Source organism: Mesorhizobium sp. M7D.F.Ca.US.005.01.1.1, assembly GCF_003952545.1.
Classification (GTDB): Bacteria; Pseudomonadota; Alphaproteobacteria; order Rhizobiales; family Rhizobiaceae; genus Mesorhizobium; species Mesorhizobium loti.
Genome location: NZ_CP034453.1, coordinates 432,815 through 449,083 on the forward strand (window position 1 = coordinate 432,815; position 16,269 = coordinate 449,083).

General features: G+C 59.7%; 14 protein-coding genes and 1 pseudogene. 9 read left to right on the forward strand and 6 right to left on the reverse strand.

Going from position 1 to position 16,269, the window contains the following annotated elements; genetic code table 11:
- Positions 1–55: 55 nt before the first annotated feature.
- From EJ076_RS02000 to EJ076_RS02010, 4 genes and pseudogenes are all read right to left on the reverse strand, one after another.
- Entirely contained in the window at positions 56–1,657 is a 1,602-nt protein-coding gene (locus tag EJ076_RS02000; RefSeq protein ID WP_063169384.1) for an SDR family oxidoreductase, read from the reverse strand.
- Between the two features lie 148 nt (positions 1,658–1,805).
- Positions 1,806–2,393, reverse strand: coding sequence for a nuclear transport factor 2 family protein (locus tag EJ076_RS02005; protein ID WP_050580531.1), 588 nt, complete (start codon positions 2,391–2,393; stop codon positions 1,806–1,808).
- Between the two features lie 138 nt (positions 2,394–2,531).
- Positions 2,532–2,693, reverse strand: a pseudogene (locus tag EJ076_RS35625) (ferredoxin); the annotation flags it as partial.
- On the reverse strand, positions 2,684–3,862 hold the full coding sequence (locus EJ076_RS02010) for a cytochrome P450 (RefSeq protein WP_063169385.1): 1,179 nt from the start codon (positions 3,860–3,862) through the stop codon (positions 2,684–2,686). The pseudogene EJ076_RS35625 and the gene EJ076_RS02010, both read right to left, overlap by 10 nt.
- Before the next feature lie 1,486 nt (positions 3,863–5,348).
- On the opposite strand from EJ076_RS02010, the gene EJ076_RS02015 reads away from it, so the two are divergent.
- Complete coding sequence (locus tag EJ076_RS02015) at positions 5,349–6,581, forward strand: MFS transporter (protein WP_063169386.1); 1,233 nt, start codon at positions 5,349–5,351, stop codon at positions 6,579–6,581.
- 156 nt (positions 6,582–6,737) lie between these two features.
- Here EJ076_RS02015 and EJ076_RS02020 read toward each other — a convergent pair whose 3' ends face one another.
- Positions 6,738–7,874, reverse strand: coding sequence for a ChuX/HutX family heme-like substrate-binding protein (locus EJ076_RS02020; RefSeq protein WP_082826587.1), 1,137 nt, complete (start codon positions 7,872–7,874; stop codon positions 6,738–6,740).
- A gap of 51 nt (positions 7,875–7,925) precedes the next feature.
- Entirely contained in the window at positions 7,926–8,249 is a 324-nt protein-coding gene (locus EJ076_RS02025; RefSeq protein ID WP_126066777.1) for a hypothetical protein, read from the reverse strand.
- Positions 8,250–8,459: 210 nt separating this feature from the next.
- Between EJ076_RS02025 and EJ076_RS02030 the strand changes: the two genes are divergently transcribed.
- The 8 genes from EJ076_RS02030 (at position 8,460) to EJ076_RS02065 (ending at position 15,661) form a co-directional block, all read left to right on the forward strand.
- Positions 8,460–8,780, forward strand: a complete 321-nt coding sequence (locus tag EJ076_RS02030) for an iron-sulfur cluster assembly accessory protein (protein ID WP_029356570.1) — start codon at positions 8,460–8,462, stop codon at positions 8,778–8,780.
- A gap of 347 nt (positions 8,781–9,127) precedes the next feature.
- A complete protein-coding gene (gene nifS / locus EJ076_RS02035) occupies positions 9,128–10,339 on the forward strand; it encodes a cysteine desulfurase NifS (RefSeq protein WP_063169388.1) in 1,212 nt (403 codons plus the stop codon).
- A 179-nt stretch (positions 10,340–10,518) separates the two neighbouring features.
- Positions 10,519–10,896, forward strand: a complete 378-nt coding sequence (gene nifW, locus EJ076_RS02040; RefSeq protein WP_063169389.1) for a nitrogenase stabilizing/protective protein NifW — start codon at positions 10,519–10,521, stop codon at positions 10,894–10,896.
- Between the two features lie 188 nt (positions 10,897–11,084).
- Positions 11,085–11,936: an electron transfer flavoprotein subunit beta/FixA family protein gene (locus tag EJ076_RS02045; RefSeq protein WP_063169390.1), complete on the forward strand. Its 852-nt coding sequence runs from the start codon at positions 11,085–11,087 to the stop codon at positions 11,934–11,936.
- A gap of 16 nt (positions 11,937–11,952) precedes the next feature.
- Positions 11,953–13,062: an electron transfer flavoprotein subunit alpha/FixB family protein gene (locus EJ076_RS02050; RefSeq protein ID WP_024505237.1), complete on the forward strand. Its 1,110-nt coding sequence runs from the start codon at positions 11,953–11,955 to the stop codon at positions 13,060–13,062.
- Positions 13,063–13,072: 10 nt separating this feature from the next.
- Entirely contained in the window at positions 13,073–14,377 is a 1,305-nt protein-coding gene (locus EJ076_RS02055) for an FAD-binding protein (protein WP_063169391.1), read from the forward strand.
- A 12-nt stretch (positions 14,378–14,389) separates the two neighbouring features.
- Positions 14,390–14,689: a ferredoxin family protein gene (locus tag EJ076_RS02060; protein ID WP_024505235.1), complete on the forward strand. Its 300-nt coding sequence runs from the start codon at positions 14,390–14,392 to the stop codon at positions 14,687–14,689.
- A gap of 255 nt (positions 14,690–14,944) precedes the next feature.
- Entirely contained in the window at positions 14,945–15,661 is a 717-nt protein-coding gene (locus EJ076_RS02065) for an alpha/beta fold hydrolase (protein ID WP_063169392.1), read from the forward strand.
- The last annotated feature ends 608 nt before the right edge of the window (positions 15,662–16,269 follow it).

Below are 16,269 nucleotides of genomic sequence, written 5' to 3' on the forward strand. Positions count from 1 at the left end.
TCGTGGAGCCGAGGCTTCATAATGCTCGGCCGGTCGCCCTGCGAAGGCCTGGCAATTAACCTGCGGCCTCCGCAAAACATTCGTCATAGAGCTCGCTGGCGTTTCCCGCATCACCGAACGAGGTCCAGCCGCCGTCCACGTAGAGGATCGAGCCGTTGATGTATGAGGCGTCAGACGAAGCAAGGAAGAACGATGCATCTGCGACGTCTTCTGGCCGTCCCATCCTGCCCATGGGGATGCGTCGTCCGATTGCTGTCAGGTCGATGCGGCCGGCTTTGGCCAACTGAGCAAGTGCGGGCGTGCGGATGTGGCCAGGAGCGACGGTGGCTGTCCGAATTCCGACCGGCCCGAGTTCGGCCGCCATGCAACGGGTCAGCATATCCATCCCCGCCTTGGAGGCGCCGTAGGCATGGCGCGGCGCGAACGGCAGAAAGCTGTCGATCGACCCGAGATTGAGGATCACGCCGCCCGGGCGCATAGCCTTGATCGCTTCGCGCGCGCAGGTGAAGGCGCCGGTAAGGTTGACATCCAGGACGTGTTCGAGCTGTTTCGACAGTTGCTCGATCGCAGGCACAATCCTGTCGGCGGTATCAGCACTATTGACCAGAACATCGATATACCCGAAGCGTCCCCTCAGTTCTTCGAACATCGACACCACATCGCTCTCGACGGCCACGTCCAGCGATTTCGCCAGATGCTTGCCGGGGAGCGATGTAGCCAGCTCTGCCGCTGCAGTGCCATCTTTATCAGCAATCACGACGGTGTCGCCGTTCGCGGCAAAGCGGCGAGCGACGGCCGCGCCAATGCTTTTTGCGCCACCGGTGACGAGCACGATTCGCGCATCTGTGCATTCGGCCGGACAGGAGAGCTCGGCTTGGAGCGCACCATCCACCGGCGGGTGAGCATCCCCCGGCTGGTTGAATGACATCCAGCCTCCGTCGACTGCCAGCACCGAGCCGGTGATGTAGCGCGCCTGCGTGCTGCTCAGAAAACGCACGACCCTGGCGATCTCGTCGGGGCGAGCCAAGCGCCCCATCGGCACGCGGCGGCGTATCGCCGCGAGGTCCATTTTGCCAGCGCGTGCCAGTTCTGTGACCATTGGGGTGCGGACGGAGCCCGGCGCCACCGCCGTGACGCGGATTCCTCGCATAGCCCACTCGCATGCAAGGGACTTTGTCAACGAGATCACGCCAGCTTTCGAGGCTGCGTAGGCGTTGCGCCTGGGATTGCCGACCACGCCCGCCATCGAAGCCACATTGACGATCGCACCGCCCGGCTTCATGCGCCGCGCCGCTTCCCGGGCCATAACGAATGGCCCAATAAGGTTCACTGTCACGCCGCGTCGGAAGGTATCGACAGCGGTGTCGATGATCCTATCCATCGTGGGTCCAACCGCCGCATTGTTGATGAGGACATCGATTTGCGCGAACCGTGCTTCGACCTGGCCGAAAAGTGAGAGCATGTCCTTCTCTCGCGACACATCGCACTCCAGACCGACGTGCGGCGACCCGAGATCCCGAGCCAGTTCAACCACACCACTGCCCGGAAGGTCCACCGCAACTACAGTGTCTCCGTCCGCGGCAAGGATATCGACCAGGGCACGGCCGATCCCGCCCGCAGCGCCTGTGATGATTACGGTGCGTGCTGCCAGTTTCACGAGAGCTTCTCCACGATGACCGCTTGTGATCTCAGCCCATCAACCTTGGGCGGAATGAAGGGCCGAGCCAAATCGTTGCAGTGACCGCCAGTCGCGGCCCCACACAGATGTCGTTCCCGTAGGGCGCTCATCCTCCATTCCTACCCACTTATGCAGCTCCCAGTTGGGGACCCTCGACGCCATCTTGGTCGGTGGGGATGTGACCCTTGAGCAACTGGTAGATGGGATCGTCTGGATGTGGTGCTCCAATCGGCTGTCGCCGGCCGAACCTATCTGCCTCAAGAATCGCTGGCGGGATTTGCTCCTCAACCCAATCGTAGACGACTGTCCGTTCCGCAATTCGCCACTCGTCCTGCCTCTTCTGAAACAGATCGCAGTAACGGCCGCAAAGCAGCGTCTGACGTATTTCTTGGTCTGTATCCGGTCCGCGTTGCAGCGCGGTGAAATAGCTCTCGACCGCGGCCTCTGCTGAACTGATGAAGTCGATCAGGCTGTTCGTGATTTGATGGATGTTACGGTGCCCCGGCAGACCGAGAGCAAATTGGATGAAGTCCTCTGCCGGTCCGCAATAGGGACCGTGCCTGTCATACGCTTCGGGCCAGTATGCGCTACGCAGCGCCGCCTCATCGGCGCGGTCTATCCCGCGGCAGTACCGATACAGGCAGTTGCGGATCGCCTCTCGGTCACGCAGTTCGGTAATTTTCGCGTGGTCGACAGGGTCTGTCGCGAATTGTATGATTGTTTTGTCCTTCCCGATGCCAGTCTGCACTTTGCGTGTGTCTCTCTCTACAACTGAGTTAGCGGGGGGCTCGTCAACTTCCAGAGCTTGTTCGGGGCAGGCTCGTACCCCTTTTGAGGCAAGCAGTTGCTCCCCATCGGCAACATCAATATCACCGGGCAAGATGTAGCCGGCGTCATCAAGCTTGAAGACTCTCGGCGCCCGCGCCCAGCAGCGCGCATGACCCTGGCATCTGGCTTTATGTACGACGACACGCATAGCGAACTCCAATGTCGTTGGCTGAAACTTCAGGACCATTCCAGGATCAGATTCTCGATCCCGAACACATGGCCGCCGAAGGTGATAGGTTCAGTCCCTGTCTTGATCCGAAAGGCTGGGATGCGCGCCAGCCACTCCTCCAGGCCAATGACAATCTCCCGCCGGGCAAGGTGTGAGCCAAGACAACGATGGGGACCATAGCCAAAGGCAGCGTGCCGGTTGTCCTCGCGCGCCAGATCGATCTCATTCGGGCATTCGAATTCCGCCGGGTCACGATTGGCAATCATCGTGGCACAGGAAACATAATCTCCCTTGCGGATCGGCGCGCCTTTGAAGTCGACATCCTTCGTTGCCACTCGGATCATCTGAATGGTCGAATAGGCGCGCAGCAATTCTTCCGCAGCGACGGCAATCCGGTCAGGTTCGCTTCGTAGCAATTCCTGATCTTTGGGGTTGCGCGCGAGATGGGCCAAGTCGAAGCATATGGCTGCTGAGACCGTGTCGAGTCCCGCGACGAACACAAGCACGCCGATGCCACGGACTTCTTCGTCACTGAGCAGACGACCCTCGACCTTTGCCTTCACGATGAAGGTCATGAAATCATCGACCGGCTCCTTGCGGCGCTCGGTGGCAAGTTCGTCGATGAAGGCCACGATCGTCCGGGCTGCGGGTGGTCGTTGCTCCTTATCGCCGTGGAGCAGATCTCTAGCCCAGCCGACAAATGTTTCTAGTCCGTTGTCCGAAAGCCCAATAAAGCGAAGGAAGATATTGACCGCGAACGGAACTGCAAAATCCTTCATGATGTCGCAGCTCGTGCCTGATGCGGCGATCCTGTCGATCAGCTTGATCGCTCGTTCCCGGACAGCCGGCTCCAATGCCATTACCCGCTTTGGCGAAAGCAGCGGATTGAGCAGTGAGCGAAAAACACCGTGGAATGGCGGATCGAGCTCAAGCGGGATCATCGGCCAGCTCTCGCCGAGCACAGAGGCGAAGATGCTGCGATGGCTGGAAAACGTTTCGGTGTCCTGCAGCACCCGGCGCTGGTCGCTCGCGCGAGTGATGACCCAGGTACCCCGACCGTCGCGCGTGTTGCTGGTTGAATAAAAGATCGGAGGCCCGGCATGAACGCAAGCAACCGCTGCATGCGGATCCCCGTTAGCCGTCGGCAACATGCCGGGCGACGTAAACAGGTTGAAGTCCCTCACCATTTCGGGCGGGACATGATCTGGAACCGGCCGCGATTTAACCGCGCCAGAATCGAGAGACCGTTCATGAGATGCTGTCGGCATTTGCATGCAATCGTCGGTGCAAGCTCCGTGCCGAATTCGTCTTTCGATAATCCTTGCCGTTTGCTGGGCAACAGGTGGCGCCTGCGCTGACTTGCTGGTCGGGATTGCAACATTCTTGTCCAGCGTCGGACACAGAATGTAGAATGCTAGACAGCGACTTGGAGCAACTCAACTGGTGGGATCGCTAGCCGATCATGTGCCCGGGGAGCATCCAGTTCGAAAGCTTGCGCTAAGCGGCTTGGTGACTTGGCCGAGGTCACCAGGTGGAAACGACCAACACTTGGGGTGAGCCTAGTGGCGCTCCCCTCGATGATGTCTGGCGGGGTGGTTAGCCGCCTCCGTAGGACAAGATCAGTCTACACGAATGGACTATAGCCTCTCCTCGCATGCCTCATTGGCCGTCCTTCAGAGCCGGCCACACGAGCTTTTGTCTTTCAGCAGGGCGTTTTTCTCGCCAGCTACAGAGCCACACCGACGCCATTAATGAGCGTCCAGTCGACGGGTTGGATGGCCCTGTCCATCTTGCCCAGCACCTTGGCTTAGCATTTGCCGGTGCGGCGGAAGCCTTCAAGACGCAGTTCTTGACCTTCTCCAGATCAGCCTCGGATGGATATCGGCAAGGGTTCAGCTCGTCCTTTTGAACTTGCGCATCTTCGTGTTGGCCAACCCCAGGCCGCCCGACATATTTGCGGTCTATCCGGCACCTCAACTTCGAACAACCTTGCGGCAAGCTCTTGGGATAGCCCACGCTCGTGCCTCCACCACCCGCTCAGCAGAGCCAGATTTGTCGTTGATGGCACGGAACTTGCGGAGTCATTCGCAGATGCGTCACGGACCGAGAGTGTCGTCCCATGAATTCGATCACCAAAAAGGCCGCCCGACGTTGCTGGGACCGCCTGCAATTACCTTATCCCAGAATTGGGAGCAACGGCTTCAAAAGGGATAACTCATCACCTCAATTTTGTCGATCGCGCGGCCATCGAACCGCAGCCATCGATCAGACTTCCGCCTCGTTGCACTCATTGCGACCGCCTTGGTGCTTGCGACAACCGCTCAATTCTGGCTGCCAGGATAACCACATATGGCGACGGAACTTCCTGCTTCAAAGCAATATAGAGATCGTCGATCATCCCCCATCAAGGCCTCGATCGAGGACACCGCGTTCGGCTTGCTTGGTTCGCAGTGAACAGACCGCACTTCGACGAATGCGATCGATGCGACCGCGCCGAGAACTCTCCCGCATTGTCGACGGTTGGGTCCGTCGGCCCTCCGATGAGGCCTCGGATGCGTCGGGCTCCGAGGCCTCGACTGATGCCGACTGGCCGCCGCCGGAAGGTCTCGCGGCTTTGATCCCCGGCGATGTAGCCACCCCTGCTGCAACAGCTCCTAGCCGGAGAACTCATTCATGACCGAATCGGCGACAGATTTAGTGGACGCGGCTTTGTTCGACCGAGATCGGCTTGACCCAGAAAGTCCCTATCAACGTTCTGGCCCTGCATGGGGTGCCATCATTTCGCTTTCCTTCGGCACCTTCGGGCTTGTGACGGCAGAGTTTCTGCCCGCCAGCGTTCTGACACCGCTCGCGCATGATCTCCGTATCACCACGGGCACGGCTGGACAGGCGCTAACAGCGGCCGCAATCGTCGCGGCGATCTCGGCACCGATAATCGCCATCGTGACAAAGCGTCTGGACCGCAGGGTCGTCATCTGGGCGATGACGCTCCTGCTGATCCTGTCGAACGTTCTGGCGGAGGTTGCGGGGTCGCTGCCGGTTTTGCTGGCGGCACGCGTCGTCCTTGGCATATCGCTTGGTGGTTTTTGGTCAATTTCGGCAGCGTTGGCGATGCGGCTGGTTCCAAGTCACCTCATGCCGCGCGCCATGTCGGTCATCCTCACCGGCGTTTCTGTCGCCTCCGTCTGCGCGGCTCCAATCGGCGCTTATGTCGGTGACATTTGGGGATGGCGAGCCTCGTTCAAGGTCGCCGCAATCGTGAGTGCCGTTGCGCTGCTCGTGCAACTCGTAACCATTCCGCCACTGCCTCCGATCGAAGTGCGCAGATTCCGCAGTCCGCTGGATGTCGCGAAGAATCCGGCGATGAAGGTTGCGGTGCTAGTCGTGCTATTGGTCGCTTCCGGCCATTTTGCCAGCTTCGCCTACATCCGCGCCTTTCTCGAGAGCGTTCCTGCGCTCGACAAGAAGTCAATCCCGCTCGTGTTCCTTGCTTTTGGCACGGCCGGCGTCTTCGGCAATTTAGCCGGCGCATTCCTCACCAAACACAGTCTCAAGGCGGTCGCGGCCCTGCCGCCCCTGCTCATTGCCGTAGCCGCTGTCTCGCTCCTGACCATGAGAGCATCGGCCTTGACCTCGGCAATTGCAGTTGCCGTATGGGGCTTTGCTTTTGGCGCGGTCCCGGTCGGATTGCAGACATGGATGGTGCTACGCGCCGCTCCGAAACAGGCCGAGAGCGCTGGTGTACTGATGGTCATAACCTTCCAAGTGGCCATCGCAGCCGGCACAACTTGCGGTGGCCTATTGGTGGATCACACGGGTATTGCCAGTGTCTTTGTCTACAGCGCGGTTGCCACGTTCCTCGCTGTCTTGACAGTATTTTTGCTCGGCCCGAACCGCAAAACCTGACCGCCTGGTGGGGAGTGACGGTCGGCGGCGTTCACGCTATTGTCACCTCTGAGCTCGGCCCAAAGGCCGCGGCTTCGTCGTAACCATGCGGTCGATGGGGCAGCGCCAAATTGCTTCCTGCTCATCGCGTTGCGATAATACAGCGCGCTTATTGCGTCATCGTGTCCCCGGTCTCGGCTTCAATGCCCGGCTACTGGCTGCGGAGGCAGATGGGCGCCGGCGTCCCACCGACGACGATCGGTCTTTTCTCATGTAGCTGTCGGGGAAACGAGGCAGGTTTTCCGCCAGAACCCGCCAGTCGTCGCGCTCGCGTTCGCCTTCCTTGCGCGCACCGAACAACTGGATGATGATCTTGCCGTCGGACCCATATGCTTCGAGCGAGGTGACGTGACTGTCATTGGTCGGCTTGCGCACGGCCCAAACCTCACGGATTTGGTGGGTCCTGAGATGCAGCCGGAACGTTTCGTCCAGCACATGGATGCACGGCCCGATCTGCTTGACCGACTTGATTAAGCCGGAATGGGTCTGGATAGAACCTCGGTTGCCGACGAAGCACATGATCGGCAATTCGTCTTCGGCCGCACGCTGGAGCACGGCGCCAACTGCGGCATTGTCGAGCAGCCAAGCGTAATCCTGGCCGACCATGCGCAAAGCCTGGCAGCGGCTGAGCTTGAGCGTCTTTAGAAGGTTGACGTCAGTCAGCCGGCTCCAGTACTCGCGTAGGTCGTCCACCGTGCCGGCCCAGTCCGCAGTCCTCGCGCCCAGGTCGGCTACTCTCGCCTTAAGCGACATGGTCGGCTCCTGGTTGGCGGATACGAGCTCGGCCACCAGCTTTCGATAGGCATGAAGGTTGGAGACCGGCCTGAGATGCACCTTATGCACTGCTGCGCCGGCGGCGTCGAAGAATTGCAAACTGCGCTGGATTCCGCCGCGATGGCGCCTTTCAACAGCGAAACCATACCTCCAAGCCTGCGGGAAGACGCGAAGGTCGAATTCGTCACCAAGGACCATGGCGTGATTGTTGCCGGTTATCACTCTGTTGAAGACGCCAATCTTTTCGTGCACGGCACCTTGATTGCGGGTCAGCGCCGTCACTTCGCCCACGAATTCGAGGCCCGTCAGAAGGTGATTGACGCGCGGGTCGATGCGTGCCGCGCCGAAACCGCAATGGGCCGCGACCAGTTCCGCTTCCGAAATGGCCAATTGGGCGGCGAAATCACGCGCGGGAATGTTCGGACAGACTTCCCACGCACGCCGGATTTCGTTGGGCGACCGCTTCTTGCGCTGATCCATGTTTTTACCCCTGCCCCGTTCTTCTTTTGACGATCGATCGAAAAACGGGCCTCAGGGATGTGCACGGCGGACGCGATCGATCGTCAGGCACATGCCAGTCGAATCCTGTCTCCGGGCGGTCAGCGGCCAATCGCCGGTAGCGAGCGATTGTTGGGTGGTCGGCGCCAATCGGCCGATCGAGCATTCGGGTACCACCGGCGGTGCTGCTTTCCCACCAAGGCGGGTCTGATGGATCATATTGCTTTCCTTCGTTCTTCGATTGCGAGGGCAACCCAAAGGTGAATCGGCCGGCAATTTTGCCGCCGCAACGAAGGCTTCACAAAAATCGTGCCAGTTGCTCCGCGGCAAGCTCTGAACATCTTTGGCTCTGTTCATTGCTTTACGCGTGAGTGCATCGCGAACTCAGGCGCCCTTCCTGTGACGCGGACGCGACAAACCCGACAGTAAGTGTCGGTTGTCGGACGTCTCCCCAGCAATCGAGCATAAGAGACGTCGGGATGTCCTACGGTTTTTGACACGTCTTCCCTTTGGCACGGTCCATGCGAGATGATCCACGAAAACGCCGGACCGAGGAGAAATCGAGCCATGATTACGCTCACCGACAACGCTGTTGCCGCCATCAAGGCCGCTCTTTACCGCGCCAGCGAGCCGGCGGAAGGATTTCGCATCATGGTCCATGCCGGCGGCTGCGCCGGCTTCCAATACTCAATGGGCCTGGAGAGCGTCTCACGTGAGGGCGATGCGATCATCGAGCGAGATGGGCTCAAGGTGTTCATGGATAGAGGCTCCCAACCCCATGCCGCCGGCATGACCGTGGACTTCGTCACTGGGCTCGAAACATCCGGCTTTGTTTTCGATAACCCCAATGCGCGTGAGACGTGCGGCTGCGGCAAGTCCTGCAAATGATTGCGAGGGAACAGGCTATGTTCGACTATAGCGACGCCAAGGAATACTGCGTCGAACCGGTAACCGCCGGCGCTCTGGAACCGGCCGACACGCACTGTCGGCCCGGAACAATTGCGTTCGGTGATGCACCAAATCGCGATCATCGATCGTTGCCGTGGGCAAGCAAACAAAATTGCCCGAAACAGCTGAATTCCCGGCGGATGCCGCCACCAAAGGGCAATGTCGACAGCGACCGGTCAGCCAAGCCATCGCTCCCCCGGCCGCCCACCTTACCAGATACGATATGCGCCAGAGGTTCAATGGCCCGACTACCCTTGAATCATTTCAGCAGTTGAAGGATCACTCCCATGAACCCTGTCTATCTCGACAACAACGCAACGACGCGGGTTGATCCTGCAGTCGTTGGAGCGATGTTGCCTTTCTTTACGGAGCAATTTGGCAATCATTCGTCCATGCACGCCTATGGCGCATCGGTTGCTGAAGCCGTGAGAAAGGCGAGGCAACAGTTGCAAGCCCTCATCGGCGCGGGATTCGAGGACGAGATCATCTTCACCTCGGGCGGGACTGAAAGCGACAGTACAGCCATCCTTTCGGCGCTGGAGGTGATGCCCGACCGAACGGAAATAGTGACTTCCGCGGTTGAACATCCGGCCGTTCTGAAGTTGTGCGCGCACCTTGAGAAGACGCGCGGCGTCAAGGTGCACATTATCCCAGTCGATCACTACGGCCGGCTCGACCTGGACGCCTACAGAACCGCCCTCACCCCACAAGTGGCAATCGTCTCGATAATGTGGGCGAACAATGAGACCGGTACGATCTTTCCCGTGGTTAAGCTTGCCGATCTAGCCAGGGAAGTCGGCGCGCTTTTCCACACTGATGCAGTGCAGGCGGTCGGAAGGCTTCCGATTGAGCTGAAATCGACCGCGATCGACATGCTGTCGCTCTCCGCCCACAAGCTGCATGGTCCAAAGGGGATAGGCGCGCTTTATGTAAGACGTGGCGTGCGCTTCTCCTCCATGATCAAGGGTGGGCACCAAGAGCGCGACCGGCGTGCAGGCACTGAAAACACACCCGGCATAGTCGGACTGGGCATGGCGGCCGAACTCGCCTTGAAATTCATGGACGAGACAAAACGAATAAAATGGTTGCGCGACCGCCTTGAGAACGGGATCATCCAGCGCATCCCAAACACATCCATCAACGGCGATCCGCAAGAGCGATTGCCAAACACTGCAAACATTGGATTCGAAGGTATCGAAGGCGATGCAATTCCAATTGTCCTGAGCCGGCTGGGAATCGCCTGTTCCGCCGGGTCCGCCTGTGCCTCTGGCTCACTGGAACCGAGCCATGTTCTGATCGCTATGAACGCGGCATGTGGGGCAGTCCGCTTCTCCTTGTCGCGTGACAACGGCGAAGATGACGTAGACCGCGTGCTTGAGGTCCTGCCTGCGATCACCGAGAAGCTACGGGCCGTTCCCAGTGCTGGACTGTGCGGGCGAGGTGCAGAACAGCTTCATTCCGGCCCGGGTCCGAGCGGCACAATAGCCGACGAGCCGTGAGGTCTTCCTCAACGTGACGACCCTGCGCAAGGAGAGCAGTTAAACTCGGGGTCGCCTTCACCACTTCAGAAAAGCTTGAGATCGCCAAGTCTCTTGCCCAGCCGCCGTGCCAGAGGTCGGCACGCCGTCAGCAATGTCACCAATGCATCGACACCACAATTTCGCGCCGGGAGAATACAATGAACTGCTCCGCTGATAGCCGCCCGATCGATCGCACCGATATCCTAGCGCGACTGAAGGGCCTGTCGGCCGCGGAGGACTTCTTCGCCTGCCTTGACGTCTCCTACGACCCGAAAGTGATGAATGTCTCGCGGCTCCATATCATGAAGCGCGTGGGCCAATACCTTGCCGAAGAAGATTTCTCCGGTCTGCCTAACCAGGTAATCGCCGCGCGGGTGCGCGCCAAGCTGGAACGCGCCTACGAAGATTTCGCGACTTCCTCGCCGCTCACGCAACGTGTGTTCAAGGTGCTAAGGGACCACGATCCAAACATATGTCCCGCACCTGGCCGCGCCTTCGTCCCGCTCGACTCTGCACTGAAGCGGTTCGGAAAGTAATGAGCCCGACACGGCTGCGACGCGACAATGTCGAGAAGTCGACAAATCCAGTCCTCATGACGCCTCCTCGGAAGCAAACGAAGCCACCTTCTGGAATAGAGGCAGGAAGACGACTTGGCATGAACGATGCAGGCAATGAGGTGAACCGCCAAGCACGAATCCGGACTGGGAGCTTAGAGAAACCGCCAATGCATATCGTAGTCTGCATCAAGCAGGTGCCGGATTCGGCACAGATCCGCGTGCACCCGGTGACGAACACGATCATGCGTCAGGGTGTTCCGACCATCATCAATCCTTACGACCTGTTCGCCCTCGAAGAAGCGCTCAAACTGCGCGACGTTCATGGTGGCGAGGTTACTGTGCTCACAATGGGTCCGCCCATGGCGGAGGACTCGCTGCGAAAGGCGCTCGGTTACGGTGCTGACCGAGCAGTTCTCTTGACGGACCGCTATTTTGCCGGATCCGATACGCTGGCGACTTCCTTTGCTCTTTCGCAAGCAATCGCAAAAATTGGGGAGACTTTCGGCAGGCCGGACATCGTCTTCACCGGCAAGCAGACGATTGACGGCGATACCGCCCAGGTCGGACCGGGCATAGCCAAGCGCCTAGATTTATCGCAACTTACCTATGTCGCGAAGATTGCCTCCATCGATCTCGATACGCGAGAGATCGAAGTCGCTCGTCGCGCCGAAGGCGGCACCCAGTTGCTGAAGAGCAGACTCCCTTGCCTCATTACCATGCTGGAAGACACCAACGAAATCCGCCGGGGCTCGCTCCAGCAGGCTCTGTGCGCGGCGCGCAGCCAAGTCGTGAAGTGGACTGCAGCCGACGCCGGCATTGACGATCTCACCCGGTGCGGTCTGCGTGGCTCGCCTACAGTCGTCAAGCGTGTTTTCGCCCCCACCGCACGGGCAGAAAGGGCGGCGCAGATCGACACCGCGGAAAGGGGCTTGCAGGACATAGCCGATGAACTCATCGCCGATATCTTAACCCGCCGGCCGGCGCTGGAACATGAGCTGGCCTTCAACAGCGGCACGTGACGGCCAGGAGCAGAAAATGTCGACCGCAAGCCAAACTACCCCTCGCATTGCCCCCGGCCGTGCCGGTGTAAAGAAAGAACTTCCCGACCGTTTCAAAGACTACCGGCACGTGTGGGTCTTCCTCGAGCTCGAACGCGGCAATGTGCATCCTGTATCATTCGAACTGCTGGGCGAAGGCCGCAAATTAGCCGACAAGCTTGAAGTCCAGCTCGCGGGCGTCGTGCTGGGACCGCCGGGCGAGATGGTCGAGGACGCTGTTGCCGAGGCCTTCGCTTACGGGGCGGATCTTGTCTACATCGTCGATGCGCCGCCGCTCGCCGACTACCGGAACGAGCCGTTCGCCAAGGCGCTCACGGATCTGGTCAATACCCATAAACCCGAAATCCTCCTTCTCGGCGCGACCACACTGGGCAGGGATCTTGCAGGCTCGGTAGCGACGACCCTGCAGACGGGGCTCACGGCCGACTGCACCGAACTTGATGTAGATTCCGACGGTTCACTCGCCGCGACCCGTCCGACTTTTGGTGGCTCATTGTTGTGTACGATCTATACACTAAATTACCGGCCGCAAATGGCGACGGTGCGACCAAGGGTCATGCCTATGCCGCAACGGGTGGATAAGCCGGTCGGGCGTGTCATGCGGCACAAGCTGTCGCTCGTTGAGGACGATATCGTCACCAAAGTCCTCGGCTTCCTACCGGATAACCAGTCGGCAATGGCAAATCTTGCCTATGCGGATGTCGTGGTTGCGGGAGGCCTCGGTCTCGGAGCGGCGGAGAACCTTCAGCTTGTGAAGAATCTTGCCCGAGCGATCGGCGCCGAGCATGGCTGTTCGCGCCCCTTGGTCCAGAAGGGCTGGATGCCGGCTGATCGACAGATTGGACAAACTGGCAAGACCATTCGACCGAAGCTTTACATCGCGGCCGGAATTTCCGGCGCCATCCAGCACCGAGTTGGGGTCGAGGGGGCCGATCTCATCGTCGCGATCAACACCGATCCGAACGCGCCGATTTTCGAGTTCGCCCACCTCGGGATCGTCACGGATGCAATCCGCTTCCTGCCCGCACTGACGGAAGCCTTCACCCGGCGGCTGTCGCCGCACAGTCGAGACAAGCTTGCGAGTTGAGGGAGAGGACATGATTGAACAATTCGATGCCATTGTGGTCGGAGCCGGCATGTCTGGAAACGCAGCTGCTTACACTTTGGCAAGCCAGGGGCTGAAGGTCCTGCAGTTGGAGCGCGGGGAATATCCGGGCTCTAAGAACGTCCAGGGTGCCATAATGTACGCGAACATGCTGGAGAAGATCATCCCGGACTTCCGGGATGATGCGCCCCTCGAGCGGCACCTGGTCGAACAGCGACTTTGGGTGATGGACGACACGTCTCACACCGGAATTCATTACCGGTCGGACGACTTCAATGAGGCGAAACCCAACCGCTACACGATCATCCGCGCCCAGTTCGACAAATGGTTTTCCCGCAAGGTGCGCGAGGCTGGCGCGACGGTCCTGTGTGAGACGACCGCGACGGAACTCGTCCGTGATGGCAATGGCAAGGTGATCGGCGTCCGCACAGACCGGGCTGGCGGAGTGGTCTTCGCGAATGTGGTCGTTCTCGCAGAAGGGGTGTCGGGATTGCTTGGCACTCGCGCAGGCCTGCGCGAGATGCCGAAGCCGGAGACCGTGGCGATTGCCGTCAAGGAAATGCATTTCTTGCCCGAAGAGGTCATTGGCCAGCGGTTCGGGGTGAAGGGCGATGAAGGCTGCGTAATCGAGGCCGTGGGCACGATCTCTCGCAGCATGGCCGGGCTCGGCTTCCTTTACACCAATAAGGAGTCGATTTCACTCGGCATCGGCTGCCTGGTCTCGGATTTCGCCGCGACGATGGAGAGCCCGTCCGCCCTCCTGGATGCGATGAAAAACCATCCTTCGATCCGGCCGCTGATCGCTGGCTCGGAGGTGAAAGAATATGCCGCCCATCTTATCCCCGAAGGTGGTTACAGGGCCATTCCGCAGCTATTCGGCGACGGTTGGGTCATCGTCGGCGACGCAGCGCAACTGAACAATGCCATTCACCGTGAGGGTTCGAACCTTGCCATGACCTCGGGTCGTGTCGCGGCTGAGGCGATCATCAAAGTCAAAAGCCGCAACGGTCCTATGACCAAAGCGAACCTTGCGCTCTACAAGACGATGCTGGATGACTCCTTTGTGATCAAGGATCTTAAGAAATACAAGGACATGCCAGCCTTACTCCACACCAATTCCAGCAACTTTTTTGACAGCTATCCGCGGTTGATGTCGCATGCCGCTCAGACCTTCATGCGTGTCGACGGCACGCCGAAGATCGAGAAGGAAAAGAACACCACGGCCGCCTTCATCAACGCGCGCTCGCGCTGGGGGTTGGTCAGCGACGCGGTCCGCCTGGCATTGGCATGGCGCTGAAGAGGGTACAAGATGACGATCGCAGTGACGAAGGTTCGTGTCGAGGACAAACTTTACCAGAACCGCTATCTGGTCGATTCCGGCCGCCCCCATATCATAGTGCGACCGCACGACAAGCCAAGCGCGAACTTGCTTGCGTTGACCTACGTCTGTCCGGCGAAATGCTATGAGTTGAATGACAAGGGTCAAGTCGAGATCACCGCCGACGGCTGCATGGAATGCGGCACCTGCCGGATATTGTGCGAGAAAGGCGGCGACATCGAGTGGAACTATCCGCGCGGCGGCTTTGGTGTCCTGTTCAAGTTCGGATGATCAGCCGGTGCCAAGAGCATGCCGGCAGCGAGCAACTGCGGCACACCATGAGCCTCTCCATCCACTTGCAAAGAGCTAGTGAATATTGGGTTTCGCAATTCAAGTTTCCTCGACTTGGTAGGGGTATCCTCAGGCCACGGGGCGCCTGTGCCGGACTTACCACCGGTAACGTGGTCGAGCCCCTTTGGACAATGTCCGGCCATCGTGCCGGATGGCAGCCACAACGGCCGGTGAGCAAATGGAACGGCACAATCCATGATAAAGACGTATGTGCTAGTGCATGGTGCCTGGCATGGCGGATGGTGTTGGCGGGACGTCGCCGCCAATCTTCGCAAGATGGGATGCCACGTGACCACGCCTACCCAGACAGGTGTCGGCGAACGCGCACGTTTGCTGTGCAAGGACATCACGCCCGACACATTCGTGACCGACATCGTCAACCACATTGTAACGGAAGAGCTGAGCGATGTGATCCTTGTCGGTCACAGTCTAGGCGGCATCAGCATCACCGGCGCCGCCGACCGGATACCCGACCATATCAGCCATCTCGTTTATCTCGACGGCGCCATCGTCGAGAGCGGTCAAAGTGTATTCAGCACCATGCCCCCCGACATCGTCGCCGCCCGTCGAAAATTGGTTGCGGAGGAAGGACGGGGTATCTTCATGCCGACTCCGCCGCCAACAGCATTCGGCACTCCCGAGGGACACTCGCTCACGGACTGGGTGCGGCGCCGGATAACACCGCATCCGGCAGGCACCTACGAAAGCGGACTTAAGCTCGAGCACCCGCTCGGCAACGGCAGACCCCGAACCTATGTCGTCTGCACTAATCCACTCCACCCGCCGATGGCGGGAGCGCGAGAATGGGTCGCGAAGCAGGATGGCTGGGCGTGGCAGGAACTCGCCACTGGCCACGACGCAATGATCCTCGCGCCGACGGAAGTTGCTCTCCTTCTTAGCGCTGTCGGCTGAGGAACCAAGTAGGGGGAGCGGCGGCCGATTCTCAGGCCGTGGCCTTGAGCTCTGGTGCAAGGATGTAGGCCCAACGGGTCGTTCCGGTGGCGCCACCGAAACCACTAGGCGGGAGTGGCCTGTCCTGCCGACGTCGCAAGCTTGCGAGCGTTCCGCCGCGGCCGCAGCCCGTAGCGCCGGGCAACCTCCGAGATCACCGCGTCGGCTCCAGGGTCTCGGAGATGACTCCGTGCCTTGTCGTCCATCGACCAATGCCGCCGACCAACAGCGCCGTTGATCACCCTCGAAAACGCCGAGGCTGCCGCTCAGGGTCAATCGTAAGTTCAAGTTCAGACACAAGCCGATCTCCGATCCACCTCAGAATCGGCAGGCCCACAGATCGCGGGTCCTCCTGGAAGGACACAGCGCTTACCCTTGAAATATGGAGAACCATGGCTTTGCGCCGTCGGCAGTTGAGCTGATCTCGCAATGCTATTTCCCCGGCAACGTCCGCGAGCCGGAGAACTGCGTGCTTGGCGTTCTCCTCTGGAAGGAACCAATCTTTCGGAACGTGGCAATGTCATCGACGAGCTCTCACGGGCCAGCACGATGCCGGTTCGGCGCATCGG

Excerpts from the sequence above, each read along its gene's own strand:
- EJ076_RS02010 (WP_063169385.1), bottom strand. The coding sequence starts at position 3,862 with ATGGTGAGGGACTTCAACCTGTTTACGTCGCCCGGCATGTTGCCGACG.
- EJ076_RS02015 (WP_063169386.1), top strand. The coding sequence starts at position 5,349 with ATGACCGAATCGGCGACAGATTTAGTGGACGCGGCTTTGTTCGACCGA.
- EJ076_RS02020 (WP_082826587.1), bottom strand. The coding sequence starts at position 7,874 with ATGGATCAGCGCAAGAAGCGGTCGCCCAACGAAATCCGGCGTGCGTGG.
- EJ076_RS02025 (WP_126066777.1), bottom strand. The coding sequence starts at position 8,249 with ATGAACAGAGCCAAAGATGTTCAGAGCTTGCCGCGGAGCAACTGGCAC.
- EJ076_RS02030 (WP_029356570.1), top strand. The coding sequence starts at position 8,460 with ATGATTACGCTCACCGACAACGCTGTTGCCGCCATCAAGGCCGCTCTT.
- nifS (WP_063169388.1), top strand. The coding sequence starts at position 9,128 with ATGAACCCTGTCTATCTCGACAACAACGCAACGACGCGGGTTGATCCT.
- nifW (WP_063169389.1), top strand. The coding sequence starts at position 10,519 with ATGAACTGCTCCGCTGATAGCCGCCCGATCGATCGCACCGATATCCTA.
- EJ076_RS02045 (WP_063169390.1), top strand. The coding sequence starts at position 11,085 with ATGCATATCGTAGTCTGCATCAAGCAGGTGCCGGATTCGGCACAGATC.
- EJ076_RS02050 (WP_024505237.1), top strand. The coding sequence starts at position 11,953 with ATGTCGACCGCAAGCCAAACTACCCCTCGCATTGCCCCCGGCCGTGCC.
- EJ076_RS02055 (WP_063169391.1), top strand. The coding sequence starts at position 13,073 with ATGATTGAACAATTCGATGCCATTGTGGTCGGAGCCGGCATGTCTGGA.
- EJ076_RS02060 (WP_024505235.1), top strand. The coding sequence starts at position 14,390 with ATGACGATCGCAGTGACGAAGGTTCGTGTCGAGGACAAACTTTACCAG.
- EJ076_RS02065 (WP_063169392.1), top strand. The coding sequence starts at position 14,945 with ATGATAAAGACGTATGTGCTAGTGCATGGTGCCTGGCATGGCGGATGG.